Source organism: Propionivibrio soli (assembly GCF_025770765.1).
In the GTDB taxonomy this organism is placed as follows: Bacteria; Pseudomonadota; Gammaproteobacteria; order Burkholderiales; family Rhodocyclaceae; genus Propionivibrio; species Propionivibrio soli.
On the sequence record NZ_JANZKY010000008.1, the window covers coordinates 77,108 to 95,444 of the forward strand.

General features: G+C 59.1%; 14 protein-coding genes. 12 read left to right on the forward strand and 2 right to left on the reverse strand.

Translation table 11 applies throughout. The annotated features are described in order from the left end of the window. Positions 1-4: 4 nt before the first annotated feature. Both NZ453_RS10930 and pgi read right to left on the reverse strand, forming a co-directional pair. Positions 5-1,642 carry an alpha-D-glucose phosphate-specific phosphoglucomutase gene (locus tag NZ453_RS10930; protein ID WP_263770605.1) on the reverse strand — a complete coding sequence of 546 codons (1,638 nt, stop codon included), beginning with the start codon at positions 1,640-1,642 and terminating at the stop codon, positions 5-7. Between the two features lie 45 nt (positions 1,643-1,687). Further along, the gene (pgi, locus tag NZ453_RS10935) at positions 1,688-3,325 is read right to left on the reverse strand and encodes a glucose-6-phosphate isomerase (protein ID WP_263770606.1); all 1,638 of its coding nucleotides are present in this window, start codon (positions 3,323-3,325) and stop codon (positions 1,688-1,690) included. 587 nt (positions 3,326-3,912) lie between these two features. On the opposite strand from pgi, the gene gap reads away from it, so the two are divergent. From gap to NZ453_RS10995, 12 genes are all read left to right on the forward strand, one after another. After that, a complete protein-coding gene (gene gap / locus NZ453_RS10940; RefSeq protein WP_263770607.1) occupies positions 3,913-4,914 on the forward strand; it encodes a type I glyceraldehyde-3-phosphate dehydrogenase in 1,002 nt (333 codons plus the stop codon). Positions 4,915-4,983: 69 nt separating this feature from the next. Continuing rightward, positions 4,984-6,153 (forward strand): phosphoglycerate kinase, encoded by a 1,170-nt coding sequence (locus NZ453_RS10945; RefSeq protein ID WP_263770608.1) that lies wholly within the window; start codon positions 4,984-4,986, stop codon positions 6,151-6,153. A gap of 134 nt (positions 6,154-6,287) precedes the next feature. After that, positions 6,288-7,841, forward strand: coding sequence for an acyl-CoA carboxylase subunit beta (locus NZ453_RS10950; RefSeq protein WP_263770609.1), 1,554 nt, complete (start codon positions 6,288-6,290; stop codon positions 7,839-7,841). A gap of 12 nt (positions 7,842-7,853) precedes the next feature. Next, entirely contained in the window at positions 7,854-8,174 is a 321-nt protein-coding gene (locus NZ453_RS10955) for an OadG family protein (RefSeq protein WP_263770610.1), read from the forward strand. A 23-nt stretch (positions 8,175-8,197) separates the two neighbouring features. Beyond that, on the forward strand, positions 8,198-8,584 hold the full coding sequence (locus tag NZ453_RS10960) for a biotin/lipoyl-containing protein (protein WP_263770611.1): 387 nt from the start codon (positions 8,198-8,200) through the stop codon (positions 8,582-8,584). Positions 8,585-8,661: 77 nt separating this feature from the next. Beyond that, the gene (locus NZ453_RS10965) at positions 8,662-9,867 is read left to right on the forward strand and encodes a sodium ion-translocating decarboxylase subunit beta (protein ID WP_263770612.1); all 1,206 of its coding nucleotides are present in this window, start codon (positions 8,662-8,664) and stop codon (positions 9,865-9,867) included. Between the two features lie 377 nt (positions 9,868-10,244). Beyond that, a complete protein-coding gene (locus tag NZ453_RS10970) occupies positions 10,245-11,027 on the forward strand; it encodes a hypothetical protein (RefSeq protein WP_263770613.1) in 783 nt (260 codons plus the stop codon). A 157-nt stretch (positions 11,028-11,184) separates the two neighbouring features. Further along, a complete protein-coding gene (pyk, locus tag NZ453_RS10975) occupies positions 11,185-12,624 on the forward strand; it encodes a pyruvate kinase (protein WP_263770614.1) in 1,440 nt (479 codons plus the stop codon). A 106-nt stretch (positions 12,625-12,730) separates the two neighbouring features. Then, entirely contained in the window at positions 12,731-13,795 is a 1,065-nt protein-coding gene (gene fba, locus NZ453_RS10980) for a class II fructose-bisphosphate aldolase (protein WP_263770615.1), read from the forward strand. 75 nt (positions 13,796-13,870) lie between these two features. Continuing rightward, entirely contained in the window at positions 13,871-15,190 is a 1,320-nt protein-coding gene (locus tag NZ453_RS10985) for a DUF3422 family protein (RefSeq protein WP_263770617.1), read from the forward strand. 63 nt (positions 15,191-15,253) lie between these two features. Further along, entirely contained in the window at positions 15,254-16,192 is a 939-nt protein-coding gene (locus NZ453_RS10990; RefSeq protein ID WP_263770618.1) for a phosphoribosylaminoimidazolesuccinocarboxamide synthase, read from the forward strand. Between the two features lie 63 nt (positions 16,193-16,255). Next, on the forward strand, positions 16,256-18,319 hold the full coding sequence (locus NZ453_RS10995; RefSeq protein ID WP_263770620.1) for a M3 family metallopeptidase: 2,064 nt from the start codon (positions 16,256-16,258) through the stop codon (positions 18,317-18,319). The last annotated feature ends 18 nt before the right edge of the window (positions 18,320-18,337 follow it).

Here is an 18,337-nt window from a genome sequence, read left to right on the forward strand (position 1 = left end):
GCGCTCAGCTGATCACGTCCGGGCTTTTCCTCCCTGTTAACTCCGCAATGCGGGCGACCTTGTCGGCCAGCACAGCGAGCGGAGCCAGCGCTTCCTGAGTCGGAATTTCATGCCGCGTGGGGTCAGCGACGTAACGCTCGAGATAGAGGCGAAGCGTAGCGCCCTCAGTACCCGTTCCGGACAGTCGGAAGACGGCTCGCGACCCATCGTCAAGCATCAGCCTGACGCCCTGCCTCTCGCTGCGCGAGCCATCCACCGGATCGGTGTAGCTGAAGTCATCGGCGGCCTTGATGCTCAGTCCGTCGATCACCGATCCCGCCAACGCGGGCAATTTGTTCCGCAATTCAGCGAACAAAGTTTCTGCCTTGGCTGACTCGACACCTTCGTAATCGTGGCGGGAATAGACATTGCGTCCGAACTGCCGCCAATGCCCTCGGACGATGTCGGCAACCGGCTCATTGCGCGCGGCCAAGATGTTGAGCCAGTACAGGACCGCCCAAAGACCATCCTTCTCGCGTACGTGATTCGAGCCGGTGCCCGCACTCTCTTCGCCGCACAGCGTCGCCTTGCCGGCGTCGAGCAGACTACCGAAATACTTCCAGCCGGTCGGCGTTTCATAGCAAGGAATACCAAACGCGGCCGCCACCCGGTCGACGGCGCAACTCGTGGGCATCGAGCGCGCAACACCGGCCAGCCCACCCGAATATGCTGGAATCAGCTTGTGGTTGGCCGCAATGACGGCAAGACTGTCGCTCGGGCTGACAATGAAATTGCGACCGACGATCATGTTACGGTCACCGTCTCCGTCCGACGCGGCGCCAAACGACAGACCCAGATTCGGGTCCGCCATCGCCGCAACGAGATCGGCCGCATACACGGGATTGGGATCCGGATGCCCGCCGCCGAAATCGGGCAACGGCTTCCCGTTCACCACGCTCCCTGCCTTCGCACCCAGCCGCTTCTCGAGAATCTCGTGCGCGTAGGGCCCCGTAACCGCATGCATGGCGTCGAAGCGAATATGGAATTCAGGACGACCAAGCAGGTCGGCGATCCGGTTGAAGTCGAACAACGACTCGAGCAGGCCGGCGTAGTCGGCAACCGGGTCGATCACCGATACGACCGTATCGCCGACCTGAGTATCACCAAGCCGGCCAAGGTCGACGTCCGGCGAATCGACGAACCGATATGAGGAGATTTCCTGCGTGCGCTTATATACAGCGTCGGTGAAGGTTTCATTCGCCGGGCCGCCATTCGACAGGTTGTACTTGATGCCGAAGTCTGCCTCCGGGCCGCCCGGATTGTGGCTCGCCGAAAGAATGATGCCACCGAACGCGCCGTGCTTACGGATCACCGCGCTCGCCGCGGGAGTGGAGAGGATGCCGCCTCGCCCGACCATGATTCTGCCGAATCCGGTCGCTGCCGCCATACGCAGAATCGTCTGAATCGCGACGTCGTTATAAAAGCGTCCATCGCCGCCGAGAACCAGTATCTTGCCTTGGTGCCCGGACAGGTTATCGAAGATCGATTGAACGAAATTCTCCAGGTACCCTTCCTGGCTGAACACCTTGACCTTCTTGCGCAACCCAGACGTTCCCGGCTTCTGCCCGGCAAAAGGCTTGGTCGCTTTCGTAATCACGTTCATCGCACTTACTCCAATTTGTCCAGCGGAAAAAGGAGCAGCCGTAACTTAAACCATATGCTCGCGGACGAAAGCGATCAGCCGCTGTGTCGAAGCATCGAAGTTCTTGGCCAGAGACGCGTCCTTGATCGCCGGGAGTATCCGGTTGGCGACGGCTTTCCCCAGTTCGACGCCCCATTGGTCAAACGAGTTGATGCCCCAGACGACGCCCTGTACAAATACCTTGTGCTCATACAGGGCAATCAACGCGCCAAGCGTTTGCGCATCCAGCCGCGCCAACATCAGCGTCGACGACGGCTGATTGCCAGCAAACACTTTGTGAGGTAGGAGTTCATCGATCTTTGCTGCAGCCAAGCCTTCCTCGATCATCTGCTGGCGAGCTTCGTCGGCCGTCTTCCCGAATGCAAGCGCCGCGCTTTGCGCAAAACAATTGGCAAGCAGTGCCGCCTGGTGATCGCCTAATGGAAAGTCGGACCGAGCCGCCGCGATGAAGTCGCACGGCACCAGCCGCCCGCCTTGATGCAGCAACTGGAAGAACGCATGCTGCCCATTGTTTCCGAGTTCGCCCCAAACGACGGGACAGGCCTGCACCGAAAGCGGCAACCCATCGCGCCCCACCGACTTGCCGTTGCTTTCCATTTCGAGTTGCTGCAAATACGACGGCAGGTATTGCAGGGACTCGTTGTACGGCAGTACGGCGTTTGTCGCCGCTCCTAGGAAATTGGTGTTCCAGATGCCGAGCATTGCCATAACGACCGGCAAGTTCTTTTCGAACGGCGCCGATCGGAAGTGTTCGTCCATGCGCTGCGCGCCGGCTAAAAGCTCGCCGAAGGCATGCGGCCCGATCGCAATCATCAGCGCCAGCCCGACGGCCGACCATAATGAATACCGCCCGCCAACCCAGTCCCAGATCGGGAAAACCGAGCCGGCCCCGATGCCAAAACTGACCGCGCGTTCTGGCTTGGCTGTCACGGCGACAAAATGGTTGGCCGTATCGAGTTCGTCGCCCAAATTGGCTGCCAACCACGCGCGGGCACTCAGCGCGTTGAACATCGTCTCTTGCGTCGTGAACGTCTTGCTGACAACGATGAACAAGGTTGTCCGGGGGTCGAGCGTCTGCAGCAGCGGGGCCAGCTGCGCAGAGTCAAGGTTGGAAACGAAATGTACTCCGAGCGTCGGGTGGGCAATCGAGCGCAAAGCATGGCAGAGCATTTTCGGACCGAGGTCAGAGCCGCCGATACCGATGTTCACGACATTGCGGATTGGCGCCCCCTTATGCCCCAGGCATTGGCCGGAACGCAACCGCTCGGCGAACTCTGCCATCCGCCGCCTCGTTTCAAGCACCTCCGGCATGACGTCGAAATCATTGCTTGGAAAAGGCCCCGTCGCCTGGCGCAGCGCCACGTGCAATACCGAACGCTCCTCGCTAGCGTTGATACGTTCACCGCCGAACATCCGGCCGGTCCATTCTGCCAGACCGGCCTCACGCGCCAGATCCGCGAGCAAGCCGATCGTCTTTGGGATTACGCGTTGCTTGGAGAAATCGAAGTGGATTCCCTCGAACGCCAGCGCCAAGGAATCTGCACGCGCCGGATCCTTGGCGAACAGTTCGCGGAGCTGGGTGGAGGCAATTTCGGAGCGATGGGCTTCTAAAGCCGCCCATGCCGCTGAGTTGATTCGGTTCATTCGGTAGCACCTCTTGTTGTGTTTCTTCCTAAACCGCCGTCCTGCATGCGACCGACGGCAGACGCTCCTTCTCGCGAGGAGTTGTGTCTTCGTGCCTCCCAGAGTCCATTCTATTCGAACTGCTTGGAAACCTGCGACACCGAACTGTCATTTCCTTATCGTGAAAACGAATTTCGGATCGCAAAAAGACAATTCCAACAAAAGCACCGCCCGGCACTGACGAAAGATTTCGGATGGCGCCACTTCACGGTCTTTGGCTAAACGCTAACACAGGAAAAGAACAAGGCAAACCCCCGTGATCTCTAGCATTCGGGAGGTACACGAGCGAGATGGCAAGCCTCGCGTTCAGGCTGGAAAACGGTGCCAAATTGGCGCATAATTACAGGCTGGCATTAGCAGGGCTGGACGGGCCGGTCAACGTCGGCGCCGCCGTTGCGGTTAGCGCTGAATATTCGCCCGATCAGTTATTCGAGCGTCGTACTTTTCGGTTTTCTTCCGAGAGAAATTATGACCGATGCAAATCGGCCTCCCCCGAAGTGCGCTCGGCTTGCAGCTTTTTCAGGTTTTTTTGACGAGGAAAGTAAATCATGACAATCAAAGTAGGTATCAATGGTTTTGGCCGTATCGGACGGATGGTCTTCCGCGCTGCCGTGCAGAATTTCAACGACATCGAGATTGTTGGCATCAACGATCTGCTCGAACCTGACTACGTTGCCTACATGCTCAAGTTCGACTCCGTGCATGGCCGTTTCAAAGGCCAGGTTTCGGTCGAAGGCAACATGCTGGTCGTCAACGGCAAGAAGATCCGCCTGACCGCAGTCAAGGATCCGGCTGAACTGAAGTGGAACGAAGTCGGCGCCGATATCGTTGTCGAGTCGACCGGTCTGTTCCTGACCAAGGAAACCTGCGAGAAGCACATCGCCGCTGGCGCCAAGAAAGTCATCCAGAGTGCGCCGTCGAAGGACGACACCCCGATGTTCGTGTACGGCGTAAACCACACCGCCTACGCCGGTGAGAAGATCATCTCGAACGCATCCTGCACGACGAACTGCCTCGCCCCGCTGGCGAAAGTCATCAACGACACGTTCGGCATCAAGCGCGGCCTGATGACCACGGTGCATGCCGCCACGAACACGCAGAAGACCGTCGACGCGCCGTCGAACAAAGACTGGCGTGGTGGCCGCGGCATCCTGGAAAACATCATCCCGTCGTCGACCGGCGCCGCCAAGGCTGTCGGCAAGGTCATCCCGGAACTCAACAAGAAGCTCACCGGCATGGCCTTCCGCGTCCCGACCTCCGACGTCTCGGTCGTTGACTTGACCGTCGAACTGAACAAGGCCGCTACATACGAAGAAATCTGCGCCGCTATCAAGGCCGCTTCGGAAGGCCCGATGAAGGGCGTCCTCGGTTACACCGCAGAAAAGGTTGTCTCGACCGACTTCCGCGGCGAAGCCTGCACTTCCGTGTTCGACGCCGAAGCCGGAATCGCGCTTGACCCGACCTTCGTCAAGCTGGTTTCGTGGTACGACAACGAATGGGGCTACTCGAACAAGGTTCTCGAGATGGTTCGCGTGATGGCCTCCAAGTAACACCGGACAAAAGGGCACTACGAAGTGCCCTTTTTTTGTCTTCAATTTCAGGAATGAGTGAGTAACGCCATGACCTTCAAACGCCTTACAGACCTTGATGTCGCAGGCAAGCGGGTGTTCATCCGCGCCGACCTCAACGTCCCTCAGGACGATAACCTTGCGATCACCGACGATACGCGCATCCGCGCCGCCCTCCCGGGTGTCAAATACGCATTGTCGAAGGGGGCCGCCGTGATGGTGACCTCGCACCTCGGCCGGCCGACCGAGGGTGAATTCAAGCCCGAAGATTCACTCGCCCCCGTTGCCAAGCGCATGTCCGAACTGCTCGGCAAGGAAGTCCGCCTGGTGCAGAACTGGGTTGACGGCGGTTTCCAAGTGAAGCCGGGCGAAGTCGTCATGCTCGAAAATGCGCGCTGCAACAAGGGTGAAAAGAAGTGCAATGATGAGCTGTCGCAAAAGATGGCTGCCCTGTGCGACGTGTGGGTGATGGACGCCTTCGGTACGGCGCACCGCGCTGAGGCGACCACCTATGGCATGGGCAAGTACGCCAAGATCGCGTGCGCCGGCCCCTGCGTGGCTTCGGAACTGGAAGCACTGACCAAAGCGCTGGCGCAACCGGCGCGGCCGATGGTCGCCATCGTCGGCGGTTCGAAAGTGTCGACCAAGCTGACGGTCCTCGAAAGCCTGTCCGCCAAGGTTGACCAGTTGGTCGTCGGCGGCGGCATCGCTAACACCTTCCTGCTGGCTTCCGGGAAGAAGATCGGCAAGTCGCTGGCCGAAAAAGACCTGGTCGATCAGGCCAAGGCGGTGATGGCCAAGGTCAAGGTTCCGCTGCCGACCGACGTGGTCTGTGCCAAGGAGTTTTCCGCTACGGCGCAAGCGACGGTGAAGAGTGTCGACGACGTGGCTGACGATGACATGATCCTTGACATCGGCCCGCAGTCGGCGAAGGCTCTGGCTGACATCATCACCAAGGCCGGTACCGTGGTCTGGAATGGCCCGGTCGGCGTATTCGAGATGGATGCTTTCGCCAATGGCACGAAGGAGCTTGCCAAGGCGGTTGCCGAATCGAAAGCCTTTACGCTCGCTGGTGGTGGGGATACCGTCTCGGCGATCAATGTCTTCAAGATTCAGGACAAGGTCGGTTACATCTCGACAGCTGGCGGCGCCTTCCTTGAGTTTCTCGAAGGCAAGCGACTACCTGCGGTCGACATTCTCGAGTCGCGCTCCAAGGACTGAAACCCAGCTTTTGTTTTTCTCCTCGGTGGCAACGATTTAATCGTGCCCCAGCTCTGCTAATCAAATACGGCACCGCTATCGACACGATACCGGTGCCGTATTTTTTTGGCTCATAACTATTTGAACGACGGATTATGGCGATCAAACCTGAATTACTCGAAACGTTGCGCCAAAAACGCGACAAGATCATCAACCACGTCTCTCCCGAGAAACTCGAGGCCATGCATGCCAAAGGGCGACTTTCGGCCAGGGAACGCATCAACGTTCTTTTCGACGAAGGAACGTTCCAGGAAATCGGCCTGCATGCCACGCACCACGCCGTGCATTTTGGAATGGAAGGCCGCGAGCTGCCGGCCGACGGTGTCATCACCGGCTCTGGATATGTCGGCAGCACGCAGGTGGCTGCCTTCTGCCAGGATTACAGCGTCCTCGCCGGGACGCTGGGCAAGATGCAGGCACGCAAGATCACCCGGATCATGCGCTACGCGATCAAGACCGGTATCCCTGTCATCGCATTCAAGGACTCTGGCGGTGCCCGTATTCAGGAAGGCGTTGATGCTCTCTCCGGGTATGGCGATGTCTTTTATGCCAATGTGCTTCTTTCCGGTGTTGTGCCGCAGATCGCGATCATCCTCGGCCCCTGCGCAGGTGGCGCCGCCTACTCGCCGGCTTTGATGGATTTCGTCATCATGACGCGCAAGAACGCCCACATGTTCCTTACCGGGCCAGAAGTCATTAAGGCCGTGACAGGTCGGACCACGACGATGGCGGAAATCGGCGGCGCCGAGATGCATGCGTCCGTCAGCGGAAATGCCCACTTCCTCGCGGAAGACGACCAGCACGCGATTGCCATCGCGAAGAACCTCCTTGGCTACCTGCCGCCGAACAATACGGAAGATCCACCCCACAACCTCGCCATGCCGATCGACAATCAACCCGATCCGGATATGGACGGATTAATTCCCGCAACACCTTCGGAGCCTCTCGACATGATGGCGGTCATCCGCCGCTTGGTCGATAACGGAGAAATTCTGGAAGTCCACGGCAACTTCGCCCGCAACGTCATCGTCGGCTTTGCGCGGATGTCGGGCGTGGTCGTTGGCATCGTGGCCAACCAGCCGATGCACATGGCCGGCGCGCTGGACATCGACGCCTCGGACAAGGTGGCGCGTTTCATCCGTACATGTAACGTCTTCAACATCCCGTTGGTCACGCTGGTGGATGTACCGGGATTCCTCCCGGGAATCGAGCAGGAACGCGGCGGCATCATTCGCCACGGAGCAAAAATGCTGCACGCGTTCGCCTCGTGTACCAGCCCGAAGATCACCGTCATTCTGCGTAAATCCTATGGTGGCTCGTACTTGGCGATGTGCAGCCAGGAGCTCGGAGCGGATATGGTTTTCGCCTGGCCAACGGCAGAAATTGCTGTGATGGGTGCCGAAGCGGCCGTCAATATTCTCTACCGAAAGGAACTGGAGAAGGCAGAAGACCGCGCAGCGACCGCCAAGGAATTCACCCAGAAGTATCGGGACGAATTCGCGTCTCCCTATGAGGCCGCAGCGAACTTCTATATCAGCGATGTCATCGAGCCGAGCGAAACCCGCTCGACCGTCTCGCTCGCTCTGCGCAAGTTGCTCAGCAAACGAGAACTTCGACCGAGCAAGAAGCACGGCAACATGCCGCTATAACGGGAGATCGACATGTTCAGCCTAGCCGCCATCAAGGCGCTGCAGATATACGGTATCGCCATCGCGATTTCGTTGTTCGTTGCCGTCCTCATCAAAGTGCTGGTCAACGTCACTGGACGCGTTGAACAGGGCACGAAAAAGGCCGCGACGCCTGCGCCTTCCGCGCCCAAACCGGAAAGCGCACCCGACATCCCGGACGAGGTTGTATCGGTGATAACGGCAGCCATCGCGACCATTACCGGTCCGCATCGCATTCTCACCATTGCTGAGAGCAGCCGCTCCTGGACCCGTGAAGGCCGAAGCGCTCTCCACTCTCACCAGCCAAAACACTAAAACACTAATTACGGAGTTTCATCATGCAAAGACTTTTCAAGATCACCGTCAATGGCAAGGAATACGATGTGGCCGTGCAGGAGCTCACCTCCGGCGCGTCGCTCATGCCGAACTATATCGGCACGCCTGTCAGCAGCGCGACATCCCAGGTCGCCAGCGCCCCGAAGCCCGCCGCCCCTGCTGTTGCCCAAGCCGGATCGGGCGACCACTGTGCCCAGATGGGCGGCGTGGTCGCCGGCATTTTCGTCAAAGAAGGCCAAAGCGTTAACGAAGGGGAGAAAATCCTCGAACTCGAGGCGATGAAAATGAAGGTTCCCGTCATCGCGACAGCTTCGGGCAAGGTCTCCCGCATTCTGGTCGCCGTGGGGGATGCGGTCACCGCCGGGCAACCGTTGCTGACCATTTCTTGAGGTTTCCGCGGGCTCCACACCAAACCAATTGATCACTTTCGGGAGAGCGTGCTCTCCTCAGACAAGGCTGGAATCGCATGGAAACCCTCAGTTTTCTTGACCTCTTTCAGGGGATCGCCACCTTGGCGGCCTCTGAACCAAAAATCATGATCGGGCGCATCTTCCTGATGCTTCTCGGTTTCGTCCTGATCTACCTTGGCTCGCGGAATGTTCTGGAACCATTGCTGATGATTCCGATGGGCCTCGGCATGTCTTCGATCAACGCCGGCGTGATGTTCCTCGAAGCCGGGAAGATGGGAACGTTGTTTGTCGATCCGTTGATGTCCGATCCGTCGGACCTCGTCAACATCATGCAGATCAACTGGCTGCAGCCGATTTATACGCTGACATTCAGTAACGGGTTGATCGCCTGCTTGGTGTTCATGGGTATCGGCGTTCTTCTCGATGTCGGGTACATCATGGCTAGGCCGTTTCAAAGCATGATCATTGCGTTGTTCGCGGAGCTTGGGACGATCGTGGTCTTCCCGATCGCGGTCGGGCTTGGACTGACGCCTCAAGAAGCAGCGTCAGTCGCCACGATTGGGGGCGCCGACGGCCCCATGGTGCTCTTCACCTCGCTGGTTCTCGCGAAGCACCTGTTCGTGCCGATCACCGTCGTCGGGTACCTGTATCTCGGACTCACCTATGGTGGATACCCGTATCTGATCAAGTGGCTGATCCCCAAGAAGCTCCGCGGCATCAACATGGCGGACGATCGCGGCCCGAACATCAGTCGCTCGCAGAAGCTCGTTTTTTCCGTGGTTGCCTGTACGTTGTTATGCCTGCTCTTCCCAGTCGCAGCACCGCTGTTCTTCTCGCTCTTTGTGGGAGTGGCTGTACGCGAAAGCGGCCTCGAGTCGTTTAGCAACCTCATCGGAGAGACCTTTCTCTACGGCGCCACATTCTTCCTGGGCCTGACGTTGGGCGTACTGTGCGAAGCGAATACGTTGCTCGACCCGACGGTTCTGAAGCTTCTTTTGCTCGGAATCCTGGCTCTGATAATTTCAGCGCTTGGCGGCATCCTCGGCGGCTACTTGCTGTACTTCGCCACCGGAGGAAAGTTCAACCCGATGATCGGTGTCGCGGGAGTCAGCTGCGTTCCGACAACCGCCAAGGTTGTGCAGAAAATCGCCATGGATGCAAATCCATCTGCAATTATTCTTCCTCAGGCGCTGGGCGCCAATATCAGCGGCGTCATTACGACGGCGATCATCGCGGCAGTCTATGTCGCCGTACTGAAATAAGGCGCCAACCGGGTCGCAGTAAATATCTACGTACGACCTGACAATTAGCCGACCGTGCGGGAGTGCAATTGCCACTCCCGTTTTTTTTGGCCCGGAAGGACTAGCGATTTCCCGAATCGTTAGTGCGGTCTGCGGCCGCAAAACCGCGCGAACTTATTCTGCCGGCCACCATCGTAGTCAGTTGCATGGGCGGTGTAATATAACACGTCGCTCCTCCGACTCGAGGCAAGCAGAAGCACAAGGCACCGACGAAAGACGAATGCCGAGCAAAGGACAAACACCTTCCAAGCAAAATAAGTTTCGATAACCATTCCAGGAAGAACAGCGCTTTATAGGTGCAGCCCTTCGACTCCTTCATTGGAAAAGGAAGTGACGTTATGGAAACACATCTGTATTTCTCGCTGATCCCGGAAGCACTCATCGCCTCCAATCTGCCCCCCGAAAAATTCGGACAGTATTACGCGACGGGAAGCGGCTACAAATCCAAAGGCCAGTGCCTCTTTTTCGAGGTCGATCCGAGTTTCCGGAGCGACTACTTCGAGATCGACACCGCGATATCGAGATGCGTCCCTACGCCGGACGGCACCCCAAAGCATTCCGTTTATGTCGCCGTTTACCGTGTGCTCGAACATCTGCCAATCAGCGCACTCGGGAAGCTTTATTTGACAACAGCATACGGACATACGCTCGGACTCGATCGTGGCGAGCTTCCTCCGGTGGTCGAATCGGGACTCCACCTCTATCAGGATTTGGCACCGGTAAACAGCCTTGTCGTCAGCAACCTGGAGCCGGTCGCTTTCTATGAAAGCGTGACGCTGAAACCGACAAAGTTCATCCGCTTTCCCGGCTTATTCTTTGTAGAGCTCGACCTGGGAGAGCTCTCCCGCGATCCGGAAAATGGTCAGGCGAACGATCTACCTTATCCGTTCATCCATCACTTGCGTGAAGCATTGATGGTACTGAAGCCGCGTACCGGCGATGCGCCGAGCACCAAGGACAGCAAGATGGTGCATCGAGTGCACTCGCTAGAGTTTCCGTATCGCATGGTCAAGAACGGGTTCTACGTTGGCAACGGCTCGCAGCTCGGTTTCTACCCCATGCCGCCTCACCACGAACTGCGTGAGAAGAATAACCAATGGTGGCGTTCGGCGAACATCTGAACACCGACGCCCCTTTCCCCGGGACCTCGCACGTCGCCGCTACCGAGAGCCCACACTCCGCGTAAGGACATGCGTGTACGGTAAAATAGTGCGCTCGGCGCGTGCAGCGCCGATCCATGCACATCTGTAACGTATCGCCCCGACCAGAAGGAAGTCCATGACGCGCCACACCAAGATCGTTGCCACGCTCGGCCCTGCCTCCCGCGACCCTCTCATCCTCGAAACCCTGATTCGTGCGGGTGTCGACGTCGTTCGTCTCAATTTTTCGCACGGCAAGGCGGAAGACCATATCGCTCTTGCAGGGAGCATAAGGGAAATCGCGGCACGCGTTGGAAAGCCGATTGGCATTCTCGCCGACTTGCAAGGACCAAAGATCCGTGTCGGCAAGTTCGCGGATGGCAAGATCACGTTGCAAGCGAATGACCGCTTCATTCTCGATGCCAAATGCGAGTTGGGAAACCAGGAGCGGGTCGGCCTGGACTATAAGGATCTTCCGGGCGACGTCACTTCAGGGAATATTCTCTTGCTTGATGACGGGCGAATCGTCCTCGAAGTCGAGCGGGTAGTCGGCCCCGAAATTCATACAGTCGTCCGGCACGGCGGCGATCTCTCGAACAACAAAGGCATCAACCGCCAGGGAGGAGGTTTGTCGGCCCCCGCACTGACCGCCAAGGACATGGACGATATCAAGACGGCGGCGCAGATCGGTGCCGACTTTCTCGCGGTGTCGTTCCCCAAGAGCGCATCGGACATGTATATGGCGCGCCAGTTGATGCTGGCCTGCGGCGGCCACGCGCTGACGATCGCTAAAATTGAGCGCGTCGAAGCAGTGGCCGCTCTGGAAGAAATTCTTGATGCATCCGACGGCCTGATGGTCGCCCGCGGTGACCTCGCCGTCGAAGTCGGCGACGCGGCGGTGCCCGCGCTGCAGAAGCGCATGATCCGCATGGCGCGCGAAAAGAACAAGGTTGCGATTACCGCCACGCAAATGATGGAGTCGATGATTCTGTCGCCGACACCGACGCGCGCCGAAGTCTCCGACGTCGCGAATGCGGTGCTCGACGGAACCGATGCCGTCATGCTTTCCGCCGAAACGGCGGCGGGGCACTATCCGGTGCAGACGGTGGAATCGATGGCAAGAATCTGTCTGGCCGCCGAAAAATCGATACTGATCAAACTCGACCGCGAGTTTCTCGATCGCATTTTTACTCGGATCGACCAATCAATCGCCATGTCCGCGTTGTTCGCCGCCTACCATCTGAATGTCAAAGCCGTCGCCGCGCTCACGACATCGGGCTCGACCGCGCTCTGGATGAGCCGGCTGAACTGCGGCATCCCGATTTTCGCCCTGACTCCAGAAGCCGACACCCTGACAAAAATGACGTTGTATCGCGAGGTTTTCCCGCTGTTGATGACCACGCAGGATCAGGACCGCGACGTCATGCGCTACGAGGCTGAACAGCGGCTCATCGAAGCCGGTGTCGTCAAGAAAGGCGACCTCATCGTCCTCACCTATGGCGACCAGATGGGGTTAACCGGAGGTACCAACACATTGACCATCGTCCGGGTCGGCGATCAGGCCCGGCCCACGCACTGAGGGATCCCGGCTCGCCGGCTGCCAGCGGCGAGCGTAGGGAAAGCCCCGGCAGAGAGCCGGTTTCTCCGGCTCGCGACCGATTCACTTAACGTAAACGGAGAATGCCATGCCACTCGTATCACTTCGTCAACTTCTCGACCATGCCGCGGAAAACGGCTACGGCCTGCCGGCCTTTAACGTCAACAACATGGAGCAGGTGTGGGCCATCGTCGACGCGGCCAACCAGCTCGACGCTCCCGTGATCATGCAAGCCTCCGCCGGTGCCCGCAAATACGCCGGCGAACCCTTCCTGCGCCATCAGATTCTCGCCGCGCTCGAAGCCTATCCGAACATCCCGATCGTCATGCACCAGGACCACGGACAATCGCCGGCGGTGTGCATGGCTGCAATTCGGTCCGGCTTCACCTCGGTGATGATGGACGGATCGCTGCAGGCCGACGGCAAGTCCGTAGCCTCCTATGAATACAACGTCGCCACGACGCAAAAGGTCGTCGAGTTCTCCCACGCGATTGGCGTATCGGTCGAGGCAGAACTTGGCGTGCTCGGTTCGCTGGAAACCATGAAGGGCGACAAGGAAGACGGCCACGGCGCCGAAGGCACGATGACGCGTGAGCAACTGCTCACCGACGTCGAGCAGGCCGCCGACTTCGTCAAGAAAACACAGTGTGACGCGCTCGCCATCGCCATCGGCACTTCGCATGGTGCCTACAAGTTCTCCAAGAAGCCCACCGGCGACATTCTGGCCATCGACCGCATCAAGGAAATTCACGCCCGCATCCCGAACTGCCACCTGGTGATGCACGGCTCGTCGTCGGTGCCGCAAGAACTCCTGGCGGAGATCCGCGAGTTCGGCGGCGACATGAAGGAAACCTACGGCGTTCCCGTCGAAGAAATCGTGACCGGCATCAAGCATGGCGTGCGCAAGGTTAACATCGACACCGACATCCGCCTGGCGATGACCGGCGCCATCCGTCGCTACTTCGTCGAAAACCCGGGCAAGTTCGACCCGCGCGACTACCTCAAGCCGGCGCGCGAAGCGGCACGCAAAGTCGTCGTGGCCCGCCTCGAAGCGTTCGGTGCTGCCGGACAGGCGAGCAAGATCAAGCCGATTCCGCTGGACAAGATGGCCGAACGGTACGCCAAGGGCGAATTGAACCAGACCGTACGCTAAGCTGGTCTACGCATCGCCTTTACGACCCGCGGCGGCCTGGCAGAGGACGCCGCGGTTTTTCTTTTTTGGACTGTCATGGATTCCCGATTCAGCCTCATCGACGTGCAGGAGCACCCGCTACGCGACTATTTGAACCAGGAGTTCCACGCCCGCTCGCCGGTCCCCATTTCGAGTCCGGCACTGATTTCACACCTCGCTTTCCTGCATGACGGTATCCCCACCGTAGACGAGCGCGAAAACGTCATGCGGCTGTGCCAAACGAGTGCATGCCGCTTTGTCGAAAACTCCGCGAAGCACCTCATGTTCGACGTGGGAAGCTACCAGCTGCGCTGGGTCGCCCATGCCGAGTATTCGAGCTACACCTTCTATCGCCCACTGGTCGCCGGCGAAACGCTGGCCCTGAACGCAACCGCCATGGATGCTGTATTCCCGGGTTGGCTCTCATCCATTCCCGGAAAGCTGATCGCCGCCACGCACGTCGAATTGCGGTCGGCGCGCGAGGTTTCGCCGGAGTCTGTCCTGGCCGGGCTCTCTCCAACATCCGAACGTCAGATGGTGGCATCCCGCATCGCCGACGGCGCCGGCTGGGCGTTCACCGATTTCATGTTTGACAATGGGTTCTCGCGTTTTCTGCTGCTCGATGAAACCATGCAGGGCCGACAACCGGGCCGCGCCGTGCAACGTCTGATCGAAATCGAGACCTACCGCATGATGGCGCTGCTCGGCCTGCCGGTCGCCACAGAGGTGGGCGCTTGGCTGAGCAGTGCAGAAAGCCGTCTCGCCGAACTGATGGAACACATCAGCAAGGCGAACTCTCCCGAGGACGAGCGTTCCGTACTGGACGATCTCTCCAAGATCGCGACCGAGGTGGAGCATTCGGTGGCGCGCACGACGTTTCGCTTTGGCGCCTCCTGCGCCTATCGCGACCTCGTGCTGCAGCGTATCGACGAACTGCGAGAGATACGGGTTCCCGGTTATCCGACGCTCAACGAATTCATGCAACGCCGCTTCCTGCCGGCGATGAGCACGTGTGCCGCAATGGCCAGCCGACAGGCCGATTTATCGAGCCGGGTGGCGCGGAACAGCCAGTTGCTGCGCACCCGTGTCGATATCGAGCTCGAACGGCAGAACCAGGAGTTGTTGGCGCAGATGAATAATCGCGCGAGGGTACAACTTCGCTTGCAAGAAACGGTCGAAGGCCTGTCCATCGCTGCAATTACTTACTATGGTTCGCAACTTGTCCAGTACCTGAGCAAAGGTGCTAAGTACCTTTTCCCGGCACTTTCACCTGAGATCGCGACAGCGGTGTCAATTCCCGTTATTGCCGTCTTCACCTTCTTCGGCATCAAGCGCATGCGCCAATCGCTGGCGGCTGAAGCCGACGGAAAACACTGAAAGCGCCGAACCGCTGACCTATAATTTCACCCCTCCCCTCCACTTCGTCAATCCGGACACGCTATGACCACAGCCCTTTACGAATCATCCATCAAAAGCCTGCCGCTGCTCGGCCGCGGCAAGGTGCGAGACATTTACGCCGTCGGCGACGACAAGCTTCTGATCGTCACCAGCGACCGCCTGTCGGCCTTCGACGTCGTCCTGCCGAACCCGATTCCGGCGAAGGGAATCGTCCTGACCCAACTTGCCAACTTCTGGTTCGACAAGCTGGCTCATATCCTGCCCAATCAACTGACCGGCATCGACCCTGAAAGCGTCGTCGCCCCTAATGAACGCGATCAGGTACGGGGACGAGGCCTGGTTGTCAAGCGCCTGAAGCCGTTGCCCATCGAAGCCGTCGTGCGCGGTTACCTGATCGGATCCGGCTGGAAGGACTACCAGCAGACAGGCGCCGTGTGCGGAATCAAGCTGCCAGCCGGCCTCAAGTTGGCGGCCAAGCTCCCCGTGCCGATTTTCACGCCGGCTACGAAAGCCGAGCAGGGCGAGCACGACGAGAACATTTCCTTCGAACAGGCACAGATCAACTGTGGCGCCGCCCTCTCCGAAGTCCTCAAGGGCACCGGGAAGAACGGCGCGCAGATCGCCACCGAGGCGCGCAACGCGGCAATTGCGTTGTACTCCACCGCCGCCGACTACGCGCTGACGCGCGGCATCATCATCGCGGACACCAAGTTCGAATTCGGTGTTGACACATCGGGTACCCTGCACTTGATCGACGAGGCGCTGACACCGGATTCGTCGCGCTTCTGGCCGGCGGAATCGTACGTGGTCGGGAACAACCCGCCCTCATACGACAAACAATACGTGCGCGACCATTTGGAAACGCTTGACTGGAACAAAAAGGCCCCCGGCCCTTCGCTCCCGGCCGACGTCGTCGCGCGCACCAGCGCGAAATACATCGAAGCCTACGAGCAACTTACCGGCCGCAAGCTGGTCGATTGATTTGTAGCCACTGACTTCTGCTCACGGGCGGCTGCGGCCGCCCGCTTTGCTTCCGGACTGACCATGACCACCGACAATAACCCACTCCTCGATTTCTCCGGTCTGCCGCGCTTCGACGCCATCCAACCATCGCATGTCCGCCCGTCGATCACCCACCTGCTCACCGCCAGCCGGACCTTGGTCGACCGTCTGGCCGACGATCCCGCACCTGCGACCTGGGACGGATTCGCGGCGCCGCTCACCGACGGGATCGAAGAACTATCGAGGGCCTGGGGAATCGTCGGCCATTTGCACTCGGTCAACGACATCCCCGAATGGCGCGACGCCTACAACGAAATGCTGCCCGAAGTGAGCCGTTTTTACGCGGAGCTCGGTCAGAATCTCAAGCTTTTCGCGAAGTACAAAGCCATCCGTGAAGGCGGCGAGTACGAGAATCTGTCCTCCGCGCGGCGCAAGATCGTCGACAATGAGGTGCGCGATTTTCGCCTCTCCGGCGCGGAGTTGCCCGAAGAGCAGAAACCCCGCTTTCAGGCGATCCAGGAAGAACTCGCCTCGCTGGCGGCAAAATTCTCCGAGAACGTTCTTGACGCGACCAACGCGTTCGCCGAATACGTGACCGGCGAAGCCGAAGTTGCAGGTTTGCCGCCGGACGTCGTTGAAGCAGCGCGGGAAGCGGCGGCCAAAGACGGCAAGGAAGGCTGGAAATTCACGCTGCACATGCCGTCCTACTGGCCAGTGTTGCAGTTTGCCGACAGCCGCCGTCTGCGAAAAACGCTGTACCGAGCATCGGCAACGCGCGCGTCGGAATTCGGTCCCGAGAAACTCGACAACACACCGATTATCAAACGCATCCTCGAACTGCGTCGGGAAGAAGCCCAAATGCTGGGCTACGCGAGCTATGCCGAAGTCTCGCTGGTGCCCAAGATGGCCGAGTCTGTACCGCAAGTAATGAGTTTCCTGCGCGACCTCGCTGCCAAGGCGAAACCGTTCGCCGAAAAAGACGTCGCCGAGCTGCGCGACTTCGCACGCAGCGAGTTAGGGCTTGAGCAGCTTGAGGCCTGGGACTACAGCTACGCTTCCGAGAAGCTGCGGCAAGCGCGCTATGCATTCTCGGAGCAGGACGTAAAGCAGTACTTCACGGAGCCGAAAGTCCTGGCCGGGCTCTTCCACGTCATCGAGTCGCTCTATGGTTTGCACATCAAGCCGGATACGGCGCCCGTGTGGCACGAGGATGTACGTTTCTTCCGCATCGAGAACGCCGCCGGGCAACTCGTCGGCCAGTTCTATCTCGATCCTTATGCACGCGAAACCAAGCGCGGAGGCGCGTGGATGGACGAGGCGATCACGCGCCGGAAGACAGCCGCAGGAATCCAGACACCGGTGGCCTACCTCAACTGCAACTTCCCTCGCCCTGTCGGCGAAAAGAACGGGCAGCCGCGCCCGGCCACGTTCTCGCACGGCGACGTCGAAACCCTGTTCCATGAAACCGGCCATGGTCTGCATCATCTGCTGACCCGGGTCGAGGAACTCGGCGTGTCAGGCATCCACGGTGTCGAATGGGACGCCGTCGAGCTGCCATCGCAGTTCATGGAGAACTACTGCTGGGAATGGGAGGTGGTACAGCAGATGTCGGGCCATGTGGACACGGGCGAACCTCTGCCGCACCCACTCTTTAACAAGATGCTCGCCGCGCGGAATTTCCAAAGCGGCATGATGACGTTGCGTCAGATCGAGTTCGCTCTCTTCGATATTCTCTTGCATAGCGCCGACTTCAACCCCTCCGGCTCGCGTGGTGTGCTTGATCTGCTCGCAGAAGTGCGACGTGAGGTGGCCGTCGTCTTCCCGCCGGAATGGAATCGCTTTCCGAACAGCTTCTCGCACATCTTTGCTGGTGGCTACGCCGCGGGATACTACAGCTACAAATGGGCGGAGGTGCTCTCAGCAGACAGCTATGCGGCCTTCGAGGAAGCGGGTAGCCCGTTCGACCCGGTAGTGGGCAAACGCTTCCTCGATGAGATCATCGCGGCTGGCGGCGCACGCGCGGCAATCGAGAACTTCCGCGCCTTCCGCGGCCGCGATCCGCAGGTCGATGCATTGCTTCGGCATAGTGGTATGATCCCTGCTTAAACAGTTTTCGGGGGAAGG

What these genes read in the sequence shown, in the direction of transcription:
- NZ453_RS10930 (WP_263770605.1), bottom strand. Translation starts at nt 1,642, where the DNA reads ATGAACGTGATTACGAAAGCGACCAAGCCTTTTGCCGGGCAGAAGCCG.
- pgi (WP_263770606.1), bottom strand. Translation starts at nt 3,325, where the DNA reads ATGAACCGAATCAACTCAGCGGCATGGGCGGCTTTAGAAGCCCATCGC.
- gap (WP_263770607.1), top strand. Translation starts at nt 3,913, where the DNA reads ATGACAATCAAAGTAGGTATCAATGGTTTTGGCCGTATCGGACGGATG.
- NZ453_RS10945 (WP_263770608.1), top strand. Translation starts at nt 4,984, where the DNA reads ATGACCTTCAAACGCCTTACAGACCTTGATGTCGCAGGCAAGCGGGTG.
- NZ453_RS10950 (WP_263770609.1), top strand. Translation starts at nt 6,288, where the DNA reads ATGGCGATCAAACCTGAATTACTCGAAACGTTGCGCCAAAAACGCGAC.
- NZ453_RS10955 (WP_263770610.1), top strand. Translation starts at nt 7,854, where the DNA reads ATGTTCAGCCTAGCCGCCATCAAGGCGCTGCAGATATACGGTATCGCC.
- NZ453_RS10960 (WP_263770611.1), top strand. Translation starts at nt 8,198, where the DNA reads ATGCAAAGACTTTTCAAGATCACCGTCAATGGCAAGGAATACGATGTG.
- NZ453_RS10965 (WP_263770612.1), top strand. Translation starts at nt 8,662, where the DNA reads ATGGAAACCCTCAGTTTTCTTGACCTCTTTCAGGGGATCGCCACCTTG.
- NZ453_RS10970 (WP_263770613.1), top strand. Translation starts at nt 10,245, where the DNA reads ATGGAAACACATCTGTATTTCTCGCTGATCCCGGAAGCACTCATCGCC.
- pyk (WP_263770614.1), top strand. Translation starts at nt 11,185, where the DNA reads ATGACGCGCCACACCAAGATCGTTGCCACGCTCGGCCCTGCCTCCCGC.
- fba (WP_263770615.1), top strand. Translation starts at nt 12,731, where the DNA reads ATGCCACTCGTATCACTTCGTCAACTTCTCGACCATGCCGCGGAAAAC.
- NZ453_RS10985 (WP_263770617.1), top strand. Translation starts at nt 13,871, where the DNA reads ATGGATTCCCGATTCAGCCTCATCGACGTGCAGGAGCACCCGCTACGC.
- NZ453_RS10990 (WP_263770618.1), top strand. Translation starts at nt 15,254, where the DNA reads ATGACCACAGCCCTTTACGAATCATCCATCAAAAGCCTGCCGCTGCTC.
- NZ453_RS10995 (WP_263770620.1), top strand. Translation starts at nt 16,256, where the DNA reads ATGACCACCGACAATAACCCACTCCTCGATTTCTCCGGTCTGCCGCGC.